This is a genomic window from Amylibacter sp. IMCC11727 (assembly GCF_029854195.1).
Taxonomy (GTDB): Bacteria; Pseudomonadota; Alphaproteobacteria; order Rhodobacterales; family Rhodobacteraceae; genus Amylibacter.
Genome location: NZ_CP122960.1, coordinates 3,231,198 through 3,248,926 on the forward strand (window position 1 = coordinate 3,231,198; position 17,729 = coordinate 3,248,926).

Annotated in this window: 19 protein-coding genes; 7 read left to right on the plus strand and 12 right to left on the minus strand. The window is 55.1% G+C overall.

The annotated features are described in order from the left end of the window. From QBD29_RS16165 to gap, 3 genes are all read left to right on the plus strand, one after another. Window positions 1–975, plus strand: coding sequence for a pyridoxal phosphate-dependent class II aminotransferase (locus QBD29_RS16165; protein ID WP_280099113.1), 975 nt, complete (start codon window positions 1–3; stop codon window positions 973–975). A gap of 3 nt (window positions 976–978) precedes the next feature. Further along, entirely contained in the window at window positions 979–1,932 is a 954-nt protein-coding gene (gene cbiB / locus QBD29_RS16170) for an adenosylcobinamide-phosphate synthase CbiB (RefSeq protein WP_280099114.1), read from the plus strand. 78 nt (window positions 1,933–2,010) lie between these two features. Continuing rightward, window positions 2,011–3,009 carry a type I glyceraldehyde-3-phosphate dehydrogenase gene (gap, locus tag QBD29_RS16175; protein ID WP_280099115.1) on the plus strand — a complete coding sequence of 333 codons (999 nt, stop codon included), beginning with the start codon at window positions 2,011–2,013 and terminating at the stop codon, window positions 3,007–3,009. On the opposite strand, the gene QBD29_RS16180 is transcribed toward gap, so the two are convergent. Genes QBD29_RS16180 through QBD29_RS16190 form a run of 3 tightly spaced genes read right to left on the minus strand, consistent with a single transcriptional unit; the run spans window position 3,006 to window position 5,334 of the window. Then, window positions 3,006–3,758: a lysophospholipid acyltransferase family protein gene (locus QBD29_RS16180; RefSeq protein WP_280100988.1), complete on the minus strand. Its 753-nt coding sequence runs from the start codon at window positions 3,756–3,758 to the stop codon at window positions 3,006–3,008. The genes gap and QBD29_RS16180 overlap by 4 nt on opposite strands. Then, the gene (locus QBD29_RS16185; RefSeq protein ID WP_280099116.1) at window positions 3,755–4,657 is read right to left on the minus strand and encodes an FtsX-like permease family protein; all 903 of its coding nucleotides are present in this window, start codon (window positions 4,655–4,657) and stop codon (window positions 3,755–3,757) included. Before QBD29_RS16185 ends, QBD29_RS16180 begins: the two co-directional genes overlap by 4 nt. Continuing rightward, a complete protein-coding gene (locus tag QBD29_RS16190) occupies window positions 4,657–5,334 on the minus strand; it encodes an ATP-binding cassette domain-containing protein (RefSeq protein WP_280099117.1) in 678 nt (225 codons plus the stop codon). The genes QBD29_RS16185 and QBD29_RS16190 overlap by 1 nt, the downstream gene beginning before the upstream one ends. Before the next feature lie 178 nt (window positions 5,335–5,512). Here QBD29_RS16190 and QBD29_RS16195 point away from each other — a divergent pair, with 178 nt between their 5' ends. Beyond that, window positions 5,513–7,189 carry a zinc-ribbon domain-containing protein gene (locus QBD29_RS16195; RefSeq protein ID WP_280099118.1) on the plus strand — a complete coding sequence of 559 codons (1,677 nt, stop codon included), beginning with the start codon at window positions 5,513–5,515 and terminating at the stop codon, window positions 7,187–7,189. Between the two features lie 37 nt (window positions 7,190–7,226). Here the strand turns inward: QBD29_RS16195 and QBD29_RS16200 are convergent, their stop codons facing one another. From QBD29_RS16200 to argH, 6 genes are all read right to left on the minus strand, one after another. Then, the gene (locus QBD29_RS16200; protein ID WP_280099119.1) at window positions 7,227–7,694 is read right to left on the minus strand and encodes a DUF1203 domain-containing protein; all 468 of its coding nucleotides are present in this window, start codon (window positions 7,692–7,694) and stop codon (window positions 7,227–7,229) included. A 74-nt stretch (window positions 7,695–7,768) separates the two neighbouring features. After that, complete coding sequence (locus QBD29_RS16205) at window positions 7,769–10,360, minus strand: TIGR02302 family protein (protein WP_280099120.1); 2,592 nt, start codon at window positions 10,358–10,360, stop codon at window positions 7,769–7,771. 27 nt (window positions 10,361–10,387) lie between these two features. After that, a complete protein-coding gene (gene lysA, locus QBD29_RS16210) occupies window positions 10,388–11,659 on the minus strand; it encodes a diaminopimelate decarboxylase (protein WP_280099121.1) in 1,272 nt (423 codons plus the stop codon). A gap of 148 nt (window positions 11,660–11,807) precedes the next feature. Further along, window positions 11,808–12,128 carry a DUF2834 domain-containing protein gene (locus QBD29_RS16215; RefSeq protein WP_280099122.1) on the minus strand — a complete coding sequence of 107 codons (321 nt, stop codon included), beginning with the start codon at window positions 12,126–12,128 and terminating at the stop codon, window positions 11,808–11,810. 394 nt (window positions 12,129–12,522) lie between these two features. After that, on the minus strand, window positions 12,523–12,951 hold the full coding sequence (locus tag QBD29_RS16220) for a hypothetical protein (protein ID WP_280099123.1): 429 nt from the start codon (window positions 12,949–12,951) through the stop codon (window positions 12,523–12,525). Between the two features lie 384 nt (window positions 12,952–13,335). Then, complete coding sequence (gene argH, locus QBD29_RS16225; RefSeq protein ID WP_280099124.1) at window positions 13,336–14,733, minus strand: argininosuccinate lyase; 1,398 nt, start codon at window positions 14,731–14,733, stop codon at window positions 13,336–13,338. A 43-nt stretch (window positions 14,734–14,776) separates the two neighbouring features. Here argH and QBD29_RS16230 point away from each other — a divergent pair, with 43 nt between their 5' ends. From QBD29_RS16230 to QBD29_RS16240, 3 genes are all read left to right on the plus strand, one after another. Continuing rightward, a complete protein-coding gene (locus QBD29_RS16230; protein ID WP_280099125.1) occupies window positions 14,777–15,382 on the plus strand; it encodes a TlpA family protein disulfide reductase in 606 nt (201 codons plus the stop codon). 41 nt (window positions 15,383–15,423) lie between these two features. Then, window positions 15,424–16,386 carry a type I pantothenate kinase gene (coaA, locus tag QBD29_RS16235; RefSeq protein ID WP_280099126.1) on the plus strand — a complete coding sequence of 321 codons (963 nt, stop codon included), beginning with the start codon at window positions 15,424–15,426 and terminating at the stop codon, window positions 16,384–16,386. A gap of 152 nt (window positions 16,387–16,538) precedes the next feature. After that, complete coding sequence (locus tag QBD29_RS16240; protein ID WP_280099127.1) at window positions 16,539–16,835, plus strand: hypothetical protein; 297 nt, start codon at window positions 16,539–16,541, stop codon at window positions 16,833–16,835. A 46-nt stretch (window positions 16,836–16,881) separates the two neighbouring features. Here the strand turns inward: QBD29_RS16240 and QBD29_RS16245 are convergent, their stop codons facing one another. The 3 genes from QBD29_RS16245 to QBD29_RS16255 are packed head-to-tail and all read right to left on the minus strand — an operon-like array spanning window position 16,882 to window position 17,694. Beyond that, window positions 16,882–17,346, minus strand: coding sequence for a hypothetical protein (locus tag QBD29_RS16245; RefSeq protein WP_280099128.1), 465 nt, complete (start codon window positions 17,344–17,346; stop codon window positions 16,882–16,884). A gap of 11 nt (window positions 17,347–17,357) precedes the next feature. Further along, window positions 17,358–17,534, minus strand: a complete 177-nt coding sequence (locus tag QBD29_RS16250; protein ID WP_280099129.1) for a hemin uptake protein HemP — start codon at window positions 17,532–17,534, stop codon at window positions 17,358–17,360. A 4-nt stretch (window positions 17,535–17,538) separates the two neighbouring features. Next, window positions 17,539–17,694 (minus strand): hypothetical protein, encoded by a 156-nt coding sequence (locus tag QBD29_RS16255; protein ID WP_280099130.1) that lies wholly within the window; start codon window positions 17,692–17,694, stop codon window positions 17,539–17,541. Between the last annotated feature and the right edge of the window lie 35 nt (window positions 17,695–17,729).

Below are 17,729 nucleotides of genomic sequence, written 5' to 3' on the forward strand. Positions count from 1 at the left end.
GTGACAGCCAACCATCACAACACAGGGCCAAACACCCGCGACCACGGTGGTGGTCTTGATGCGGCTGTGGCCCGTTTCGGTGGAACACGCGCCGATTGGATTGATCTATCTACGGGGATCAATCCCACATCCTATCCTTTGCCAGACATTCCCGCACGGTTTTGGCAGGCCCTGCCAGACAGCGGCGATCAAGCGGCGCTTAAGGCCGCCGCTAGATCGTTTTGGAACATTCCTGATCGGGCGGATATTGCCGCAGCTTCGGGCGTGTCTGCCCTGATAGCCGCCCTTCCGCGTCTGGGGCACAGCGGCACCGTGGGCATCGCCCAACCCACCTACAACGAACATGCCGCCAGCTTTTCTGCCTTTGGCTGGGATGTGCAAACCACTCCGTCAGACACCAATGTCTACGTCCATCCCAACAACCCCGATGGGCGACTTTGGCCACTGGATACAATTTGCGCCAACCACAAAACCCTCACCATCATTGACGAGAGTTTTTGCGACACCACCCCGGATCAAACCCATATCCACCTCACGGATCAACGCGGGTTTATTGTGCTAAAGGGTTTGGGTAAATTCTGGGGCCTTGCGGGGCTCCGCCTTGGCTTTGCTGTGGCGCATCCCGATACGATTGCGCAGCTGGAACATATGCTCGGCCCTTGGGCCATTTCAGGGCCTGCACAACACATCGGCAAAATTGCCTTGTCAGACTCAGATTGGGCGGCGGCAACCCGTCAAACACTGCAAAATGACGCAAACCGTTTGGATCAAATCATGACCAACGCAGGGGCCACATCCAGTTGCGGCACCACCCTGTTTCGCACCTATCATGTTGCAAACGCGCAAGCATGGTTCGAAAAACTGGCCGCACATCATATTCTTTCAAGGGTTTTCCCCTATTCCGACACAATGATCCGTTTGGGTTTGCCAAACGACGCCCATGACTGGGCCCGCATTGAACAGGCGATGGAGTAAGCGATGAGCGTGTTTCTGATGGTGCTGCTTGCACTTTTGCTCGACTTCTTTTTGGGGGAACCTGAAAAGGTATGGGATCGGTATCCTCACCCCGCCACTCTTATGGGCCGTGTGGTCAACTGGTTGGACGAAACGCTGAACAACGGATCACAGCGGCAGGTCAAGGGCTTTGTGGCTGTGGGCGTGATGATTGTCGTCGCCTTTATTCCAGGCCTGATCTTGGAAAAACTCAACAACATCGAATTTCTCGGTTTCGACATTCTTGTAAACCTCGTCGAAGTGGTCATCGCCGCTGTCCTGATCGCCCATCGCAGCTTGATTGATCACGTCCGCGATGTGGCGACCGCACTGCAATCTGGTCTGCCACAAGGGCGCAACGCGGTGTCGATGATTGTTGGCCGTGACACGGGCCAGATGAGCGAAACTGACGTATCCCGCGCCGCCATCGAAAGCGCAGCGGAGAATTTTTCAGACGGGGTGATCGCACCTGTGTTCTGGTTCCTGATCCTCGGCCTTCCTGGTATTTTGATCTATAAAATGATCAACACCGCAGATAGCATGATCGGCTATCGCACCGAAGAATACGCTGAATTTGGTTTTGCCGCTGCCAAACTCGATGACCTGCTCAACTGGCTCCCTGCACGCATCAGCGCCATGTTGATTTGCGCCGTACATTTCGATCGCACCGCCTTTGATGTTGTGTTCGAAGACGCGGATTTGCACCGCTCCCCCAATGCAGGCTGGCCCGAAAGCGCAATGGCCGGTGTTCTCGATGTGTCGCTGGCTGGTCCTCGCAGTTACGATGGCCAGATGAGCGATGATCTGTTCGTAAACCGCCAAGGCAAACGGGACCTCAACGCACAAGACGTTCTCGACAGCGTAAAAGCCCTGAACCGCAGTTGGTTTGGCCTTGCAGGGTTTTTCGGCCTCTTCACGCTCCTGTTCTGGATCTTGTGATCGCGTGACAACGTGATGCCTGTTGATCCTTTTGCATTTTTACGTTATCGCTAACGCAAGCTATTGAAGGACACGATCATGACTGTAAAAGTAGGCATCAACGGATTTGGCCGCATTGGTCGCAACGTATTGCGCGCCATCCTCGAAAGCGGGCGCACCGATATCGAAGTGGTGGCCATCAATGATCTGACACCCGTCGATAACTCGGCCTATCTGTTCAAATACGACAGCGTTCACAAAGTATTCCCTGGCGATGTGTCCCACAGTTCCGATGAAATCATCATCAACGGCAAGGCCATTCGCGTCACTTCCGAACGGGACCCATCCCAACTGGATTGGAACCACGTAGACATCGCACTGGAATGCACCGGTTTTTTCAAAGACCACGACAAGGCCCAGATGTATCTGACAGCAGGTGCAAAACGCGTACTGGTATCTGCACCAGGCAAAGGAGCAGATCGCACGGTTGTGTACGGCGTGAACCACACCGATTTGACCGCAGATGACATCATCGTTTCAAATGCGTCCTGCACCACCAATTGCCTCGCGCCAATGGCCAAAGTTATTCACGATACTTTCGGAATCGAAGACGGTCTGATTACAACTGTTCATGCCTACACAGGCAGCCAACCAACTCTGGATCGCGGCAACAAAAATTGGGAACGCGGGCGCGCAGCGGCCTTATCAATGGTGCCAACCACAACGGGCGCGGCCAAAGCTGTCGGCTTGGTCCTGCCAGAACTCAACGGCAAACTGAACGGCGTGGCCATTCGTGTACCAACGCCAAACGTGTCTTGCACCGATTTCAAATTCAACACATCCAAAGACCTAAGTGTCCAAGCCATCAACGATGCGATCTCCGCTGCGGCGCATGGCGCGATGAAGGGGATTTTGGGCACAGAGTCCCTACCGCTCGTGTCCATCGACCTAAACCATGATCCCCGCTCCTCCATCGTCGCTCTTGAAGAAACCCAAGTCCAAGGACGCATGGGCCGCTTGTTGTCTTGGTATGACAACGAATGGGGCTTTTCCAACCGCATGGCCGACACTGCCGTTGCGATGGGCAGATTGCTCTAACCCAGCTTTTTAACGTCGAACCCTGCTTCTGCCATCAACGCGTTAGAGGCAGGCTCGATAATCTCTTCCAACTTTGCAGTAAATTCCGCTGTATCCATATCAACTGCATCCGCAGGCTGGATCGTTGGCAAAAACTCCAAAACGGCCAATCCGGGCTTGCGGTAAATCCCATGGCGGGGCCAAAACACACCCACATTGGTGGCCGTTGGCACAACGGGTTGCCCAGTTTCTTTTTGCAACACCGCAGCACCCACCTTGTAAGGCAGATGCGCCCCCGCCGCGACGCGCGTGCCCTGTGGAAAAATAATCAACTGGCCCGGCAGGGCTTTGCCCGATTTCACATCTGCGACCATCTTTTTGATCGCAGCACCGCGTTTGCCACGTTCCACAGGAACACACCCAATTTTCAGGCCAAACCACCCCAAGATCGGCGCGTATTTCAGAATTGCTTTCATGATGAACTTAGGCCGCGGCACCGCCGACACGATCAGAATAATGTCAAAAAAGCTCTGGTGTTTTGATGCGATCAACACTTCATCGGTTGGAACCTCACCTCGAATTTCAGACTTCAGCCCAATCATCCAAGACGCCGTCCAACGCACCCAGCGGCAATAGGTATGCACCCCATGAAAGGCGTAATCGTTGTTAAGGACCGTGCGCGGAATGTAATACAACGCCAGTACAAACATCGCCAAATACATCTGCCCGATGAAAAACAGGCTCCGCAGCCATTGAATTGCATACATCAGCTTAACCTTTGCAATGTTCTGAACGCGGCCCAACGCGTGGCCCAAAACGCCACAAACGCAGCCAGCGGCGGGATCAGGAACGGCAGTATCCAATGCCAACCTTTAAACCCAAGCCCCGTTAGAAACGCCCCCTCTTCTGCGGCGGCAGGCATAAAAAACACCCCAACCAGCGCAATCGCAGTGCCAACACAGGCCCCGATCAACGCACGCAGGGTAAAGCGGCGCACAAACGCACGCGCAATATAAACATCCCGCGCACCGATCAGGCGCAGCACGCCAATCACTTGCCCATTCGCCGCCAACGCGGATTGCGCCGCAAGCGTAATCATCGCCGCTGTTGACCCTGCGATCAGCAGGATTGAAATCAACCCCAAAACCCGCAACCGCGTGGCCGCATTCACCAAAGGCCGCCGCCAACGGGTATGATCATCCAATACAGCGCCTGGTGCCTCGGCCGCCAATCGCAGTTTCAAACCCGCACTGTCAGGGCCGCGACCTTCTTCCAGAACCTCGATCAATCGGGGCACAGGCAATGTATCCAGCGGCAAATCTGGTCCGAACCACGGCTCCAGCAATTTACGCTGTTCCTCATCCGACATCACACGCGCACTGGCGATCCCGGGTGTGGTGCGCAACACTTCCAGCACAGCCTGAGATTGGGCCGCCATTTGCCCTTCGGGCGCAGAAATCCGAATGGTAGAGGTCCGCGCCAATTCCGCATCCCATCGCGCCGCCAATCGCCCTGTTGCCAGGGACAACGCCAATGCAAACACCGTCAAAAACGCCATGGCCGCAGCGGTAAATGTGGTCAGCCGCGCGGTAAAGCCGCTGGGGGGCACAACACGGTCCGCATTGCTGTCACCGCTGAAAACATCCAAAAATGCCCGAATACGTTCCATCACAAATCCGCCCCTGCCAGTTGCAGCTTTTTGTTACTGATACGCAAAACACGCGCCGACACTTCGGATTTTACTGTGCGGATCAGGTTCAGATCGTGGGTCGCAATCAGGATCGTCTTACCCATCTTGTTCAATTCCACCAACAACGCCAGCAACCGCTGCGCCATTTCCCAATCCACGTTGCCCGTGGGCTCATCCGCCAAAATCAGATCGGGCGACATAATAATCGCACGGGCCAACGCCGCACGTTGGCGCTCTCCCCCTGATAATTCAGGCGGCAAGGCATCACCACGTTCGGTCAAACCCACCCAACCAAGCAAATCGTCAATATTCGATGGATGCACGTCATCCTCACGCCCAGACACCGTTAAGGGCAGCGCGAGGTTTTCCCGCACCGACAGGTGATCCAGAAACTGACAGTTTTGATGCACAACACCGATCCGACGGCGCACTTTGGCGATATCATCACGCGTCATGGCGCGAACATCTTGTTCGAACACACGCACCATACCCGTTGTGGGCAACAACGCCTGATAACACAGGTTCAACAGCGTTGTTTTACCTGACCCAGACGGCCCCGTTAAAAAATGGAACGATCCTGGCTGCAATCGCAGCGTCATTTCGCTCAGAATGTCCTGACCACCATAGGTGAAGCCTGCGTTTTTCAGCTCGATCAAGGGGTGCCCGCCTTCTGCCTGAAACCTTGTTTTGCATCTTTTCGCCCATCCCACGCAAACATGCAATCTTTACAAAATATATGAGATGCTTGGAAAGGCGGTGTTCCGCCGCTAAAACTATAAAAAAGCTGATTCGCTAGGGGGCAATCGGCACATAATAAAAACGAGCGAGGGTGCCATGCGGATAGTATGCCCAAGATGTGTCGCGCAGTACGAAGTAGACGAAAGTGCCATTCCGGAAACTGGCCGCGAGGTTCAGTGCGCCAATTGTGAAAACATTTGGTTCCAAGACTACATCGAAATGCTGCCCACTTCGGCCGATGATGATGTGGATACCGGTGCCGAAGAAGACCAAGGCGTCTTTGACGATCTGGATGGCAAAACCGAAGCAAGTTTCTATTCCAATCGCGGCTCTGGCCCCGATGTGGTCGCAGATGATCAAGAACCGCTCGATGACGATGACCCTGCAGATCTTTTGGCGGATGATGACGCCTACGACGAAGATGCGTATGACGATGACGAGCCCGCCACAAACATTCCTGTTCCCCCCGTTGATGAAGAAGTGCTCGACGTTCTGCGTTCAGAAGCTGCATTCTCCTCTGCCCGCGATCAACTAGATGTTGCAACAGCCAATGCGCTCGACGGGGACGGTGAAGCGATCAAATCCGCCCTTGAGGACAGCACGCCCCCAGCAGCAGAGGTGGACGAACTCACTGCCTTTCTCGATGCGCACAGCGAACCAGAAACCACCGAGGCCGAACCAGAAGAATTGGTCGATGACGTCGAAGAAGACATCGAAGATGCCCCTGCGGACCCAGATTTCGATCCACTTGCCGATCTGGAAGCCATTCGCAGCCAGCTCAACGACATGGGAGAGGAACAAGCAAGCGAAACGGAATACGCGCCAAACCTGCCCATTGATGACCCAATCGAAGACGCCGCGTCGCTTGCGGATGATGGCTCAGACAATGACGCTGCCCCAGAAGAGCCGCGCTCCGATGATCCCGAATTTGATGCCGCTGCCTTAACCGCCGCACTTGATGCAGGTGGTCTGGATGTGGACGATGATTTTGACGACGAAGACGATGGCACCCGCCACGCCTATCGCGCAGATGGCATTACGCCATCGGACACCATTGATGACGCGGACGACGAAGTTGAAGACGCGCTGCCAAACACAGACGGTGTCAGCGATGATCTCGCGGCGGCCCTAAAAGAAGCATCCTCCGAAGAAACAGACGCCGAAGACGAAGCCCCAACCGAAGAGGGAGGCGAGGCCGTAACCGCCGCCGCAGCCGCCGTTGGTCTAACCCGTCCTCGTCCGCGTGCCAAAGGCTCGCGCGCGCGGGCACGTACCTTACCTGGCTTTGATGAAGGCGCAGAAACCAGCGCCCCACCCAAAGACGATCTGGCCGCGACGATCTCCGAAGCCGTCGACGATGTTGCTGACACGGTTCCAGATGACCTCGACCTGCCAGAGATTGACGAAGAAAAACTGGCAGCCGCCGTGGATACATCGCGCAAAGCCGATCCGAACCGCCGCCCAAAACGCGACGGCAAGGCATTGTTGCCTGACGTGGATGAATTGGATGCTTCGCTGCGCTCCGAACCCGAAGAACCGCGCCGCCGCGACCGCGAAATGATGGAAGCCCACGAAGAAGAGCTGGCCAATGCAGGCAAAGGCGGGTTCCGCCGCGCCTTTATCTGGACCTTGTTCATCATCGCGCTTTTAATCGCTCTTTATGTGCTGCGGCCGCAACTGGTCGCCGCCCTGCCAGCGGCCGCCATGGTTCTTGATCCCTACGCCGCCGCAATTGATAGCGTGCGGGCGCTGATCAACGGTCTTATTGGGTAAACGGATGGGCGGCTCAATTGCCGCCCGCCCAAACAGCTCAGGCCCGTGTGACCTTGGCAGCGAAACATCCCCGCCCTGCAAAATGCACATGTGCGTAGCGAATGCGATCATCCTCAAATATCTGGTCGAGCCGTTTTGCCAAATCCGCGCCGTCTACGATATCCGCATCCTGAATACAGTGATCCGCATCAAAACCGCGCACGGACAAGGTGCGACAGGTCAAAACGTCTGGCACATGCCCCGCATTCGGTTTGGTTTCAACCGCACCTTCTTGCACATAAATCGCGTGACTGGACCGATACGGGCTGTTTTCTGGCTGGTGTTCGTGGTTCACCAAAACCACGCGCGCTCCGATCTCCGCATCGACTAAACTCACACGGCACGGTGCGCCTGGTTTCGATGTCACCTCATGAATTTGCGCATTATGCGCCTTCAAGGTGTCACGATCCATCGCGAAGTATTTCTGGAAGTCCCCTTCGGGCATGGGGTGAATCTGAAACGTCATAACGCTCTCCTGTGTTGGGTAAACTCAGGACAGATTGGAAAACAGCGGATCACCACACGACCCGAACCTTGCGCTTAAAACCGGTCGAGCAATCGACGCAGATAATCCAGCTCAATCGTCGGGCGTGACCGATCCCCTGATCGACGACGAATTTCATCCATCACTTCACGCGAACGGCGGTATTGATCCTCGGTTGGCACCAAACGTTCGTTGGTTTCCACATTGCCACCCTGTGACAAAGGCCGCCCCAAAGGATCGCGCTGCTCGCCCTGCCGTTGCCCTGGCTGCGTACCCTGTTGACCTTGCTGCTGAGATTGCGCTTGGCGTTGGGCCTCGCCCAACTGGCGCATCCCCTCGCGCAGGGCTTCCATCGCATCCGCCTGATTATCGAGCGCTTCTGATGAATTGCCCCGCTCCAAATTGCGTTCGGCCTCTTCCATCTGGCGCTGTGCTTCGCCCAAACTGTCGGCAAATTCTTCGCCACCATCAACACCGTTCTGGCCAAACTCGCCCTGCTGGCGTTCCAACATTTCACGCAATGCCCTCTGTCTGTCGGCCAATTGACCAGGAGACATCCGTTCCCCGTTCTGGCCTTGCCCTTGTTGCTGGCCCTGCTGTTCGCCTTCGCCCTGCTGGTCCCCTTGCTGCTGGCCCTGTTGTTGCTGACCTTGCTGTTGGCCCTGCTGTTGGTTGCGTTCGTACTGTTCCTGCAGTTCACGATAGGTGTCATCCGCAAGATCTTGTTGTTCGCGCAACGTATCACCTAGCCCTTCCATAGCCTGCTCGTTCTCGCTTCCTTGGCCTCCTTGGCTTTCGGTCACCTGCATGTTTTCCATCATCTGCTGAAGCTGTTCCATCAACGCTTGCGCTTCGGCCATGCGGCCCTGCTCCATCAGCTCTTGGATACGGTCCATCATCTGTTGCAATTGATCCTGCGACAGCTCTTGTGACTCTCCGTTTTGTGCCTGCTGGCGATCTGGGTTGTTGCGCTGCTCTTCGGCCAGCTGACGCATGTATTCGCGCGTGGCTTGACGCAACTCGTTCATCAACTCTTCGATTTCTTGCTTCGTCGCGCCGTTTTTCATCGCCTCTGATAACCGCTCTTGCGCACGTTTCAAACGCTCCCGCGCATCGGCCAGATCACCATCTTCGATCAACAACGCAGCCTTCCACAACAGATCAGCCACCTCGTCACGAACCTGATCGCTCAAAGGCGCATCCGCATTATATTCCAAACGCCGCAGCGCAGTGCGGATCATCAAATATGGCTTTTCGCCCCGCCGTTCAAACGCCACCTCAGGATCAACAGTCACCGCTTTTAAAATCATCGTAATGCGATCTGCATTGGCGCGGTTCCACAACAAATCGCGCCGCTGCTCTGCCACCGCTGCGGCAAGCGTGTCAAAAAACCGTTTACCTGGCATAGGGCCGATTTCAGGCACAACCACACCCGTTTGCCCCAGCTCATCGCGCACAATCATCGTGATCGTCACAGGCAATCCCGCCCAAGGATGCTCCGCTAAATCCTCGATCAACGTCTCCTCAAACGCATCGGTATTTCGCGTGAACGGCATTGGCAAATCCAATTCCACAGCATCCCGCGGTTCAGGGTCCAGCATCAATCCATGCCGTCGATCCACACTATCAATCGCGAGCGATATTGTGACCGTCCCCCCCACAACACCGTAATCATCCCGCGCCTCAAACGGCATCTGCAACGCCCCTTGAATGGTGCGCGTGATATCCCCCGTTAGGGCCACTTGCGGGTCTTCATCTTCGATCACTTTGATGTCAAATTGAGCATCTGTGCCTTGGGGCGGCGTCAGTGCAATCACACCCGTTTTGGCCACCTCAAACGTGGCCTCGCCAAACCCGCTGTCGTTGGCATTCAGCGCAATCGGATCACCGCTCGACACAGTTTCAGAAAACACCGTGCCATCCAACGCGCCGTACACCCGCAGCGTGATACGCGTTCCCTCGGGCAGATTTAACGCCGTATCAGGCTCAACATCATTCAAATAAACCGCAGGTTTTCCTGTATAGGCTGGCGGTTCCGCCCAGCCTTCCCAACTGGGGCCCAGCGCCACCACAGGGTCTTCCGCCTGCAAGCTGTCCACAAGGGATTGAACGGGATCAGATCGCCCAAACAAAATTGCTGCCCCAAACAGAAACAACGCAATCAGACGAAACGCCCACGGGTCCCGTTTGGCCAGCCGCACATGCGGACGCGCCGCCTTCGACCCACGGGCCAAAGCAGCCATTTTTTCCAAATGCCGTGCCCACAAATACCGTGCACCGGCATCATGTTCTCCAATCGACAGCTTATCTTCCAGCGTTTGCAGCGGACGCCCGGGCAAATCCGCATCCAATCGCGCCTTGGCTTGTGCCTGTGTTGGCCACTCAAATGTTCGCGCCCCTTTGGCAAACAGCCACAGAAACCCGATCACGCCAGCCACCAGCACTGCAATGGCCACATTTTGGGAGGCGTTTAGCAACACCCCCATCCGCGCCACGGCCACAAACGCCAGCACCCAAGCAAACACGGGCCAGAAACTGCGCGCCACCCGTTCCACCAGCAGCGATCCACGGGTCAACCGCAGCCGCCATTTCAGCGACCGCATCGCCTGACGGGTCATCTTTCCAGTGTTGATTTCGAATTCAGCCATTCGGCCTCGCGGGCTAGGGATGCGGGATCAGTCCTGCATCCACTCTGGTAGCTTATCCCGATTTAACATTTCGTCAAATGTCGGGCGGGGTCTGATGACGGCAAATTGATCCCCATCCACCAAAACTTCGGGGATCATCGGCCTCGAATTATATTCAGACGACATCACCGCTCCATAAGCCCCCGCTGATCGAAACGCGATCATCTCTCCATCTGCCACAGGCGGCATCGGGCGCTGTTTGGTGAAGGTATCCCCACTCTCACAGACGGGTCCAACGATATCAATCGGTGCAACCGTTGTGCCTACCGCAGGCTCGATCACAGGCACAATATCATGGTGCGCGTCATACATAGCGGGGCGGATCAGATCGTTCATCGCCGCATCCACGATCAGAAAATCGCGCCCGTCACCCGATTTATTAAAGATCACTGAACTCACCATCAGACCCGCATTCCCCGCGATCAAACGGCCAGGTTCAATCTCAATCTCACAGTCCAGATGCCCAACTGTTTCGCGTACAATATCTCCGTAATCAGACGGAAGCGGAGGATCGGCGTTGCTCCGCTCATAAGGGATGCCCAATCCGCCCCCCAGATCCAGTCGCTTGATCTCATGCCCGTCTGCCCGCAACGCTTCGGTCAGTTCCGCCACCTTCAAAAACGCATCGCGGTAAGGGTCCAAATCTACCAGTTGGCTACCGATATGCACATCAATCCCAACCACTTTGATCCCTGGCAAGGACGCCGCCAACGCATACACATCCCGCGCACGGCTGATTGGAATCCCGAATTTGTTGTCCGACATCCCCGTGGCAATCTTCGGATGGGTCTTCGCATCCACATCAGGGTTCACCCGCACCGTAATCGGCACTTCAACCCCCATCTCAGCCGCCACTTTTGACAGCAAATGCAACTCAGGCTCGCTTTCCACGTTGAACTGACGAATGCCACCCGCCAGCACATGCTCCATCTCGGCTCGCGTTTTCCCCACACCCGAAAACACGATCTTGTCGCCAGGCACACCCACGGCTTTGGCGCGCATGTATTCGCCCACAGACACCACGTCCATGCCCGCACCCATATCCGCCAACAGCTTTAGAACAGCCAAATTCGAATTGGCTTTCATGGCGTAACACACCAAATGCGGCATCCCCGCCAAAGCGTCATCAAACACGGTATAATGCCGCTGCAATGTCGCCGTCGAATACACATAAAACGGCGTGCCAACGCTGGCGGCAATTTCACTGATCGACACGTCTTCTGCGTGCAACACCCCATCGCGGTACAAAAAATGATCCATGATCCAACCCTCAAATCGTTATTTTCGACATAGAGCGATTCCCAACCCCAAACCACCCTTCTTTTGTCCAAAATTACTCCAGGGTCTAAGGGACAGCGTCCCTGACCCGCCCGCAGGGCTCAAAGCAGTGTGCGCAACGCGAACGCCGTTAGCGCACAGGGCGTGATCGCAAGAACAGATACAAGGGCAAACCACAGCTCACCCCGATACAAAAAATGGTTGGAACACACACCACCAGCACCCAGTAATCTTTGCGCTGGTACACCTCGGCCACCATCCAAACAATCAACGCCGCTGCGGCCACCGTCAGATCCCACACCAACCCAGATGTGGCATTGCTGACATGCCACGCATCAATCAGACCCGCGATGTCAAATCCGTTCACTTGGAACCACGGAATAAAATACCGAAACGGCATCACAATGCCCAAAACCACCAAAATCAAATAAATGATGCGCAAACCCGACATGAGGATTCTCCTTAAACGAAAAACGCCGCACCATTTGGCGCGGCGCTCAAACTCAATCTAAACCGAGCTTAGAACAGGTGCGCTACCAGCTCTGCACCAAACACTTCACACCCTGTCGCTGTCAAAGCAACAACAGACAATGCTGCGATAATTGTCATCTTTTTCATGATCCAACTCCCAAAGTTATTGGCCCCCATCGGACCAGACCCTTTGACCCTAGCAAAGCCCGTTTCACAGGTCACGCCCTAATCATGGACGATGCGTGTTTCCAAAAAAAATGCGCCCCGAAAAGGGGCGCAGTGCAGCGTCTCCGAATGACGAGGCTGACGAGACAGTGTCAGAAAATTCGGATCGCTCGATTATGACCTTGGAGGGACATAAATTCTGTTAAAAACTAGTGTGTGATGATCCGCGCAAACATATCCTCGCGCCCTGCTTTGGCCATCAGAATGAAAAACGCTTCGGCCTGCGCCGTCAGACGCGCACGAATGTTGCCGACAGGTTGATCGTCACCGATCCGCAAACTGGCCAATACGCGTCGAGTTTGCGGGGCATCATCCAGTGGACGTTGGAACGTCACGGCGACGAAAGCTTCAATCACTTGAAAATCCCGATCCCGTTTGGCGTTCATCACCGTCGAACCAATCACTTTGGGGCTGTTGAACGCCAATACCTGCGCAGATGTCTGCGCTATATCGCGCTGCAGGAACGTGGCGAGCGCGGGCGCGGTGGACTGTTGTCCGACCACACCCAAGCTAAGCATCCCCCCAAGAGGACCACGTTTCTGTTCATGAATTTCACTGAGTGCACTGCTGCGTCTCATAATACCGACCTTTACCTCAATGCGCTCGGTTTGTCCGACCGCTTTATGTTCGATCGGGCCAGCGTGTCTGCCAGTCGTGTCGAACTTTTAAGGTATAGTTGGGGTGCCCCCGAATCAGATCAAGATTCACACAGGGAAAAGGCTAACTATTTTCAAGAAATGGAATAAAATCGCTTATTAACAGATACTTATTACGGTAACTATTTTGTCATTTATTTTACCAAACGATCAGAATTATCCGTTAAGCGTGCGCACAGAATTCTCACTACAACCGCAGTGCGTACGCTTATCATGTGTTGTTTTGCGTCACAGGCAACGGATCATCTTTGATCCCGCAGGCTGATAGACCCAAAACCACCACACACATCACAACCAAAACCCGTATCATACCAAAACCTCTCGCCACCGCTTAATCTGCGCACGAACATTGCTCGGCGCTGTCCCACCATAGCTTACACGACTGGCGACTGAATTTTGAACCCCCAGCACGCCAAACACATCATCGGTAATCGCGTCATGAATTGATTGCATGTCTGCCAAGGACAAATCAGGCAGATCACATCCCCGATCCTCGGCCATTTTCACCAACGCCCCCGTCACGTGGTGCGCATCGCGAAACGGCATGTTCAGGGCTCGCACCAGCCAATCGGCCAAATCCGTTGCCGTGGAAAACCCGCTTGCCGCCGCCACTTCCAAACTCTCGGCGTTGGGACGCATATCCGCCACCATCCCCGCCATGGCCGCCAGCGCCAGCATCAGGCTGTCGCTGGCATCAAACACCTGTTCTTTATCTTCCTGCATGTCCTTGGAATAGGTCAGCGGCAGACCCTTCATCACGGTCAACAACCCAACCAGCGCCCCATTGATGCGACCGACTTTGGCGCGGATCAACTCCGCCGCATCAGGGTTTTTCTTTTGCGGCATAATGCTCGATCCTGTGCTGAACCGATCCGAAAGAACCACAAAACGGAACTGCGCCGATGACCAGATCACCAACTCCTCGGCGAAACGGCTCAGGTGCGTGGCGCAAATGCTGGAACAAGACAGAAACTCCAACGCAAAATCGCGATCCGCGACACCGTCCAATGAATTGGCTGTTGGCCGATCAAACCCTAGCGCCGCTGCCGTCATATGCCGATCAATCGGAAACGATGTGCCCGCCAACGCCGCCGCACCCAAAGGCGATTCATTCATGCGCGCCCGCGCATCTATCATCCGCGATTTATCCCGTGCAAACATCTCTACATAAGCCATCATATGGTGGCCCCACGTCACAGGCTGCGCCACCTGCAAATGCGTGAACCCCGGCATCACCATATCGGCGCCCGCTTCTGCCTGATCCAGCAGGGCGGCTATCAGCGCATCCAAACCCGAAATCGCCGCGTCGAATTGATCGCGCACCCACAGTCTAAAATCCGTCGCCACCTGATCGTTGCGCGACCGCCCCGTGTGCAACCGCCCAGCAGGTTCGCCGATGATTTCCTTTAACCGCGCCTCTACATTCATGTGGATGTCTTCCAAAGCGGCGGAATACTGAAATGTTCCGCCTTCAATTTCTGACAACACCGTGAGCAGGCCTTCCCGAATGGCCTCGGCATCGCTATCCGTGATAATGCCTTGCTTCGCGAGCATTGCAGCGTGCGCACGCGACCCTTCAATATCCTGTCGTGCCATCCGCTTGTCAAAACTGATAGAGGCGTTAATTGCTTCCATAATGGCATCGGGACCGCTGGCAAACCGCCCGCCCCACATGGCATTCGAGGATGATTTTTTGTCCGACATTGGCTGACCTTCGGGTTTGAAACATGAAAGAGGAGACCTAAAGATGACCTTGCCCCGCCCTGCACTGATTGGTGGTGCCATCATCGCCCTCTTGATCGCCGTATACGCAACCTTTCAATTGGGTGCAAATCAGCAAACCGTTGAACCCGTCGACACATCCGAAATCAACGCCTTGCGTCAGGGCGACATGAAAAAGCTGATCTTCGCTTCAGCCCCCGTTGCCCCAGTCACCACAGCATTCACCGACGAAGCCCAAACCCCCAAAACCTTTGCCGATTACAAAGGCAAATACGTTTTGGTGAATTTTTGGGCCACATGGTGCGCCCCGTGCCGTAAAGAAATGCCTTCACTCAACAAACTGCAAAGGGAACTCGGTGGTGATAAGTTTGAGGTCGTGACCATCGCCACGGGCCACAACCCGCTACCCGCCATCAAAACCTTTTTTAGTCAGGCAAACATCACCGATCTGCCGATCCTACTGGACCCGAAACAAGACCTCGCGCGTCAAATGTCTGTTTTTGGCCTTCCCGCCACGGTGATCCTCGATCCACAAGGTCGCGAAATCGCCCGTCTGCGCGGTGATGCAGAATGGGCGGACGACAACGCCTATACGATCATTAAGGCGCTGATTGCCACGCAAGACAGCTAGGGCCTGTTGCACCGCCCTGCGCATTGCGGCACTAATCCAGAATGACCTCGTTCTGGAAAACCGCCCGCGCTGACTTATCCCCATTCGCCGTGTATTCGGCGCAGGAATGGTCCACCCTTTCCGATGGGCGCCCTGCGCAAATCTCGGAAAAAGACTTGCGCAATCTGCTTTCGGTGGGGGATGCCACTTCTTTGTCCGAAGTCGATCAAATCTACCTCACCGTATCGCGAATCCTCGCGGCCCATGCCCGTGCCACCCGCCGCCTCTACAAAAAACGCGCCAGCTTCTTGCCACACGTAAAGGCACGCACACCCTTCATCATCGCCATCGCGGGCTCCGTGGCTGTGGGCAAATCCACCACCGCACGCCTGATCCAAGAACTGATCCGCCGCTGGCCCAATAAACCGCGCGTGGATCTGGTTACAACGGACGGCTGGCTTTACCCCAACGCCGAACTGGAACGGCGCGGGATCATGCACCGCAAAGGCTTTCCAGAAAGCTATGATCGCCAAACCATGCTGCGGTTTTTGTCAGATGTTAAATCAGGCCAGACAGATGTGGCTGTCCCCGTCTACTCGCATCTAAAATACGATATCGACCCAGATGCCGCCCTCACCATCTCTCAACCTGATGTTCTTATCTTTGAAGGCCTGAACGTCCTGCAATCCCGCACGGCGCAGGCGTCTGACACCCCGACGCCACTGGCCTCTGACCATTTCGATTTCAAAATCTACGTGGACGCCTACGAACCACACATCAAATCGTGGTACATCAACCGGTTCCTCAGCTTGCGCGAAACCGCCTTTCGCGATCCAAACTCTCACTTCAACCGCTGGGCCAATCTCACCGATTCTCAGGCAACTGACCGCGCGACAGACCTGTGGGATACCATTAACGCCGTGAACCTCAGCGAAAACATCCGCCCCACCCGTCCACGTGCCGATTTGATTCTGCGCAAGGGCGAAGATCACCAAATCAACCGCATCGCATTGCGCAGACTGTAACCCAAGCTGCAAAAACTGTGGCATTTCTTGGACAGCTGCCGCAATACTCGAACAAGGGCCTGAATTTAGGCACATTTGCCCAAAAATCGACGAACATTCGCCACATTGTTTCTGAAATAGGGACAAAGTAACAAATTTCTGAGGCATTGTTCATGATTAAGCAACTATTGATCGGCGGCACTCTTGCTGCCGCAGCGGGCTATAGCATCCCTGGCGTTCCCGACATGTTGAACCTAAGCAACAGCAGCTCCTTCGCCACCACAGGTGCAAAATGGGAATCTGCCAAGTTTTCGCTGGGCAACATATCCTTCACGTCCTCCCTCACGGGCCCGCGTATTAACCGCAGCGGCAATCGCAGCGGCAATTCGATCACTGCGATCATTGACGCGTCCAACGCCGAACTTGCCCGTAAAAACGGAAATAGCGGCGCAAAGTTTATTAAACACTAAAATCATCGCTCTTGGCGGATGCCTTCTGCCAAGAGCCTCTCGTGGTTTAATGAACCGTCGCGCCTTGCGGTCTAACAGCCGTCAAAGGGGGCGCTGTTTGCTTGTTCAACAGGGACAAGGCCACGCCAAATTGCTCCGCCAGACCCGCCAAAACAGGGGCGAAATCGGCGCGCACCAAAAGCATCGAAAACAGCATTGCATCTTCGCGATTCCCTATTGCGGCCTCGGCGATTAGATTGGCGAAACACGCTTCATCCGCCCCCAAACAAGAACAACCAGAATGATGGCGCATCACAGGACGCCGCGCAAACTTACGAAACAGATCACATATCTGTCGCAGGCTTTCGACAGCCACGGACCCATGCGCGGCCCCCAGAAGATCATTCAAATCACGAACCGCTTGGCGCTGCGTGTCGTCGCTTTCGCACCACAATCGCAGAAAACAAACCGCCGCCGCTTCGGTTTCTGGCAACTCGCGCAAAAATCCAACAGGCGCTCCACCACGGGGCATAGGCTCTTGCATCACTTTGTCAGGATCAGCTTGCCATTGCGCGTAATTCGCAACGTATAGATTTGCCCATTGTGCGCAATCTGGGCCAAGTTGCCGTCATCTGTCAGATGCTTTGCAAGGTAAACAGGACCCTGCCCGTCTACAGATTGCGAACCTTCAAACACTTGTTGCGCCGTTTGATACGTCATTGGATCAGTCCTTTTTGCCATAGTCAAAATAGTCAAACAGCCACTCAAAACTCAGACCCAACGGAACAGGGGATACGATCACATGTTCCACCAATTCCAGATACGGAACCCGCAGGGTGCTTTGCAATTTCGGGAGTTCATAAACTTTCACAGATTCCATCGGGGGCTCCATCATGGATTGACGGCTGCCCTAAT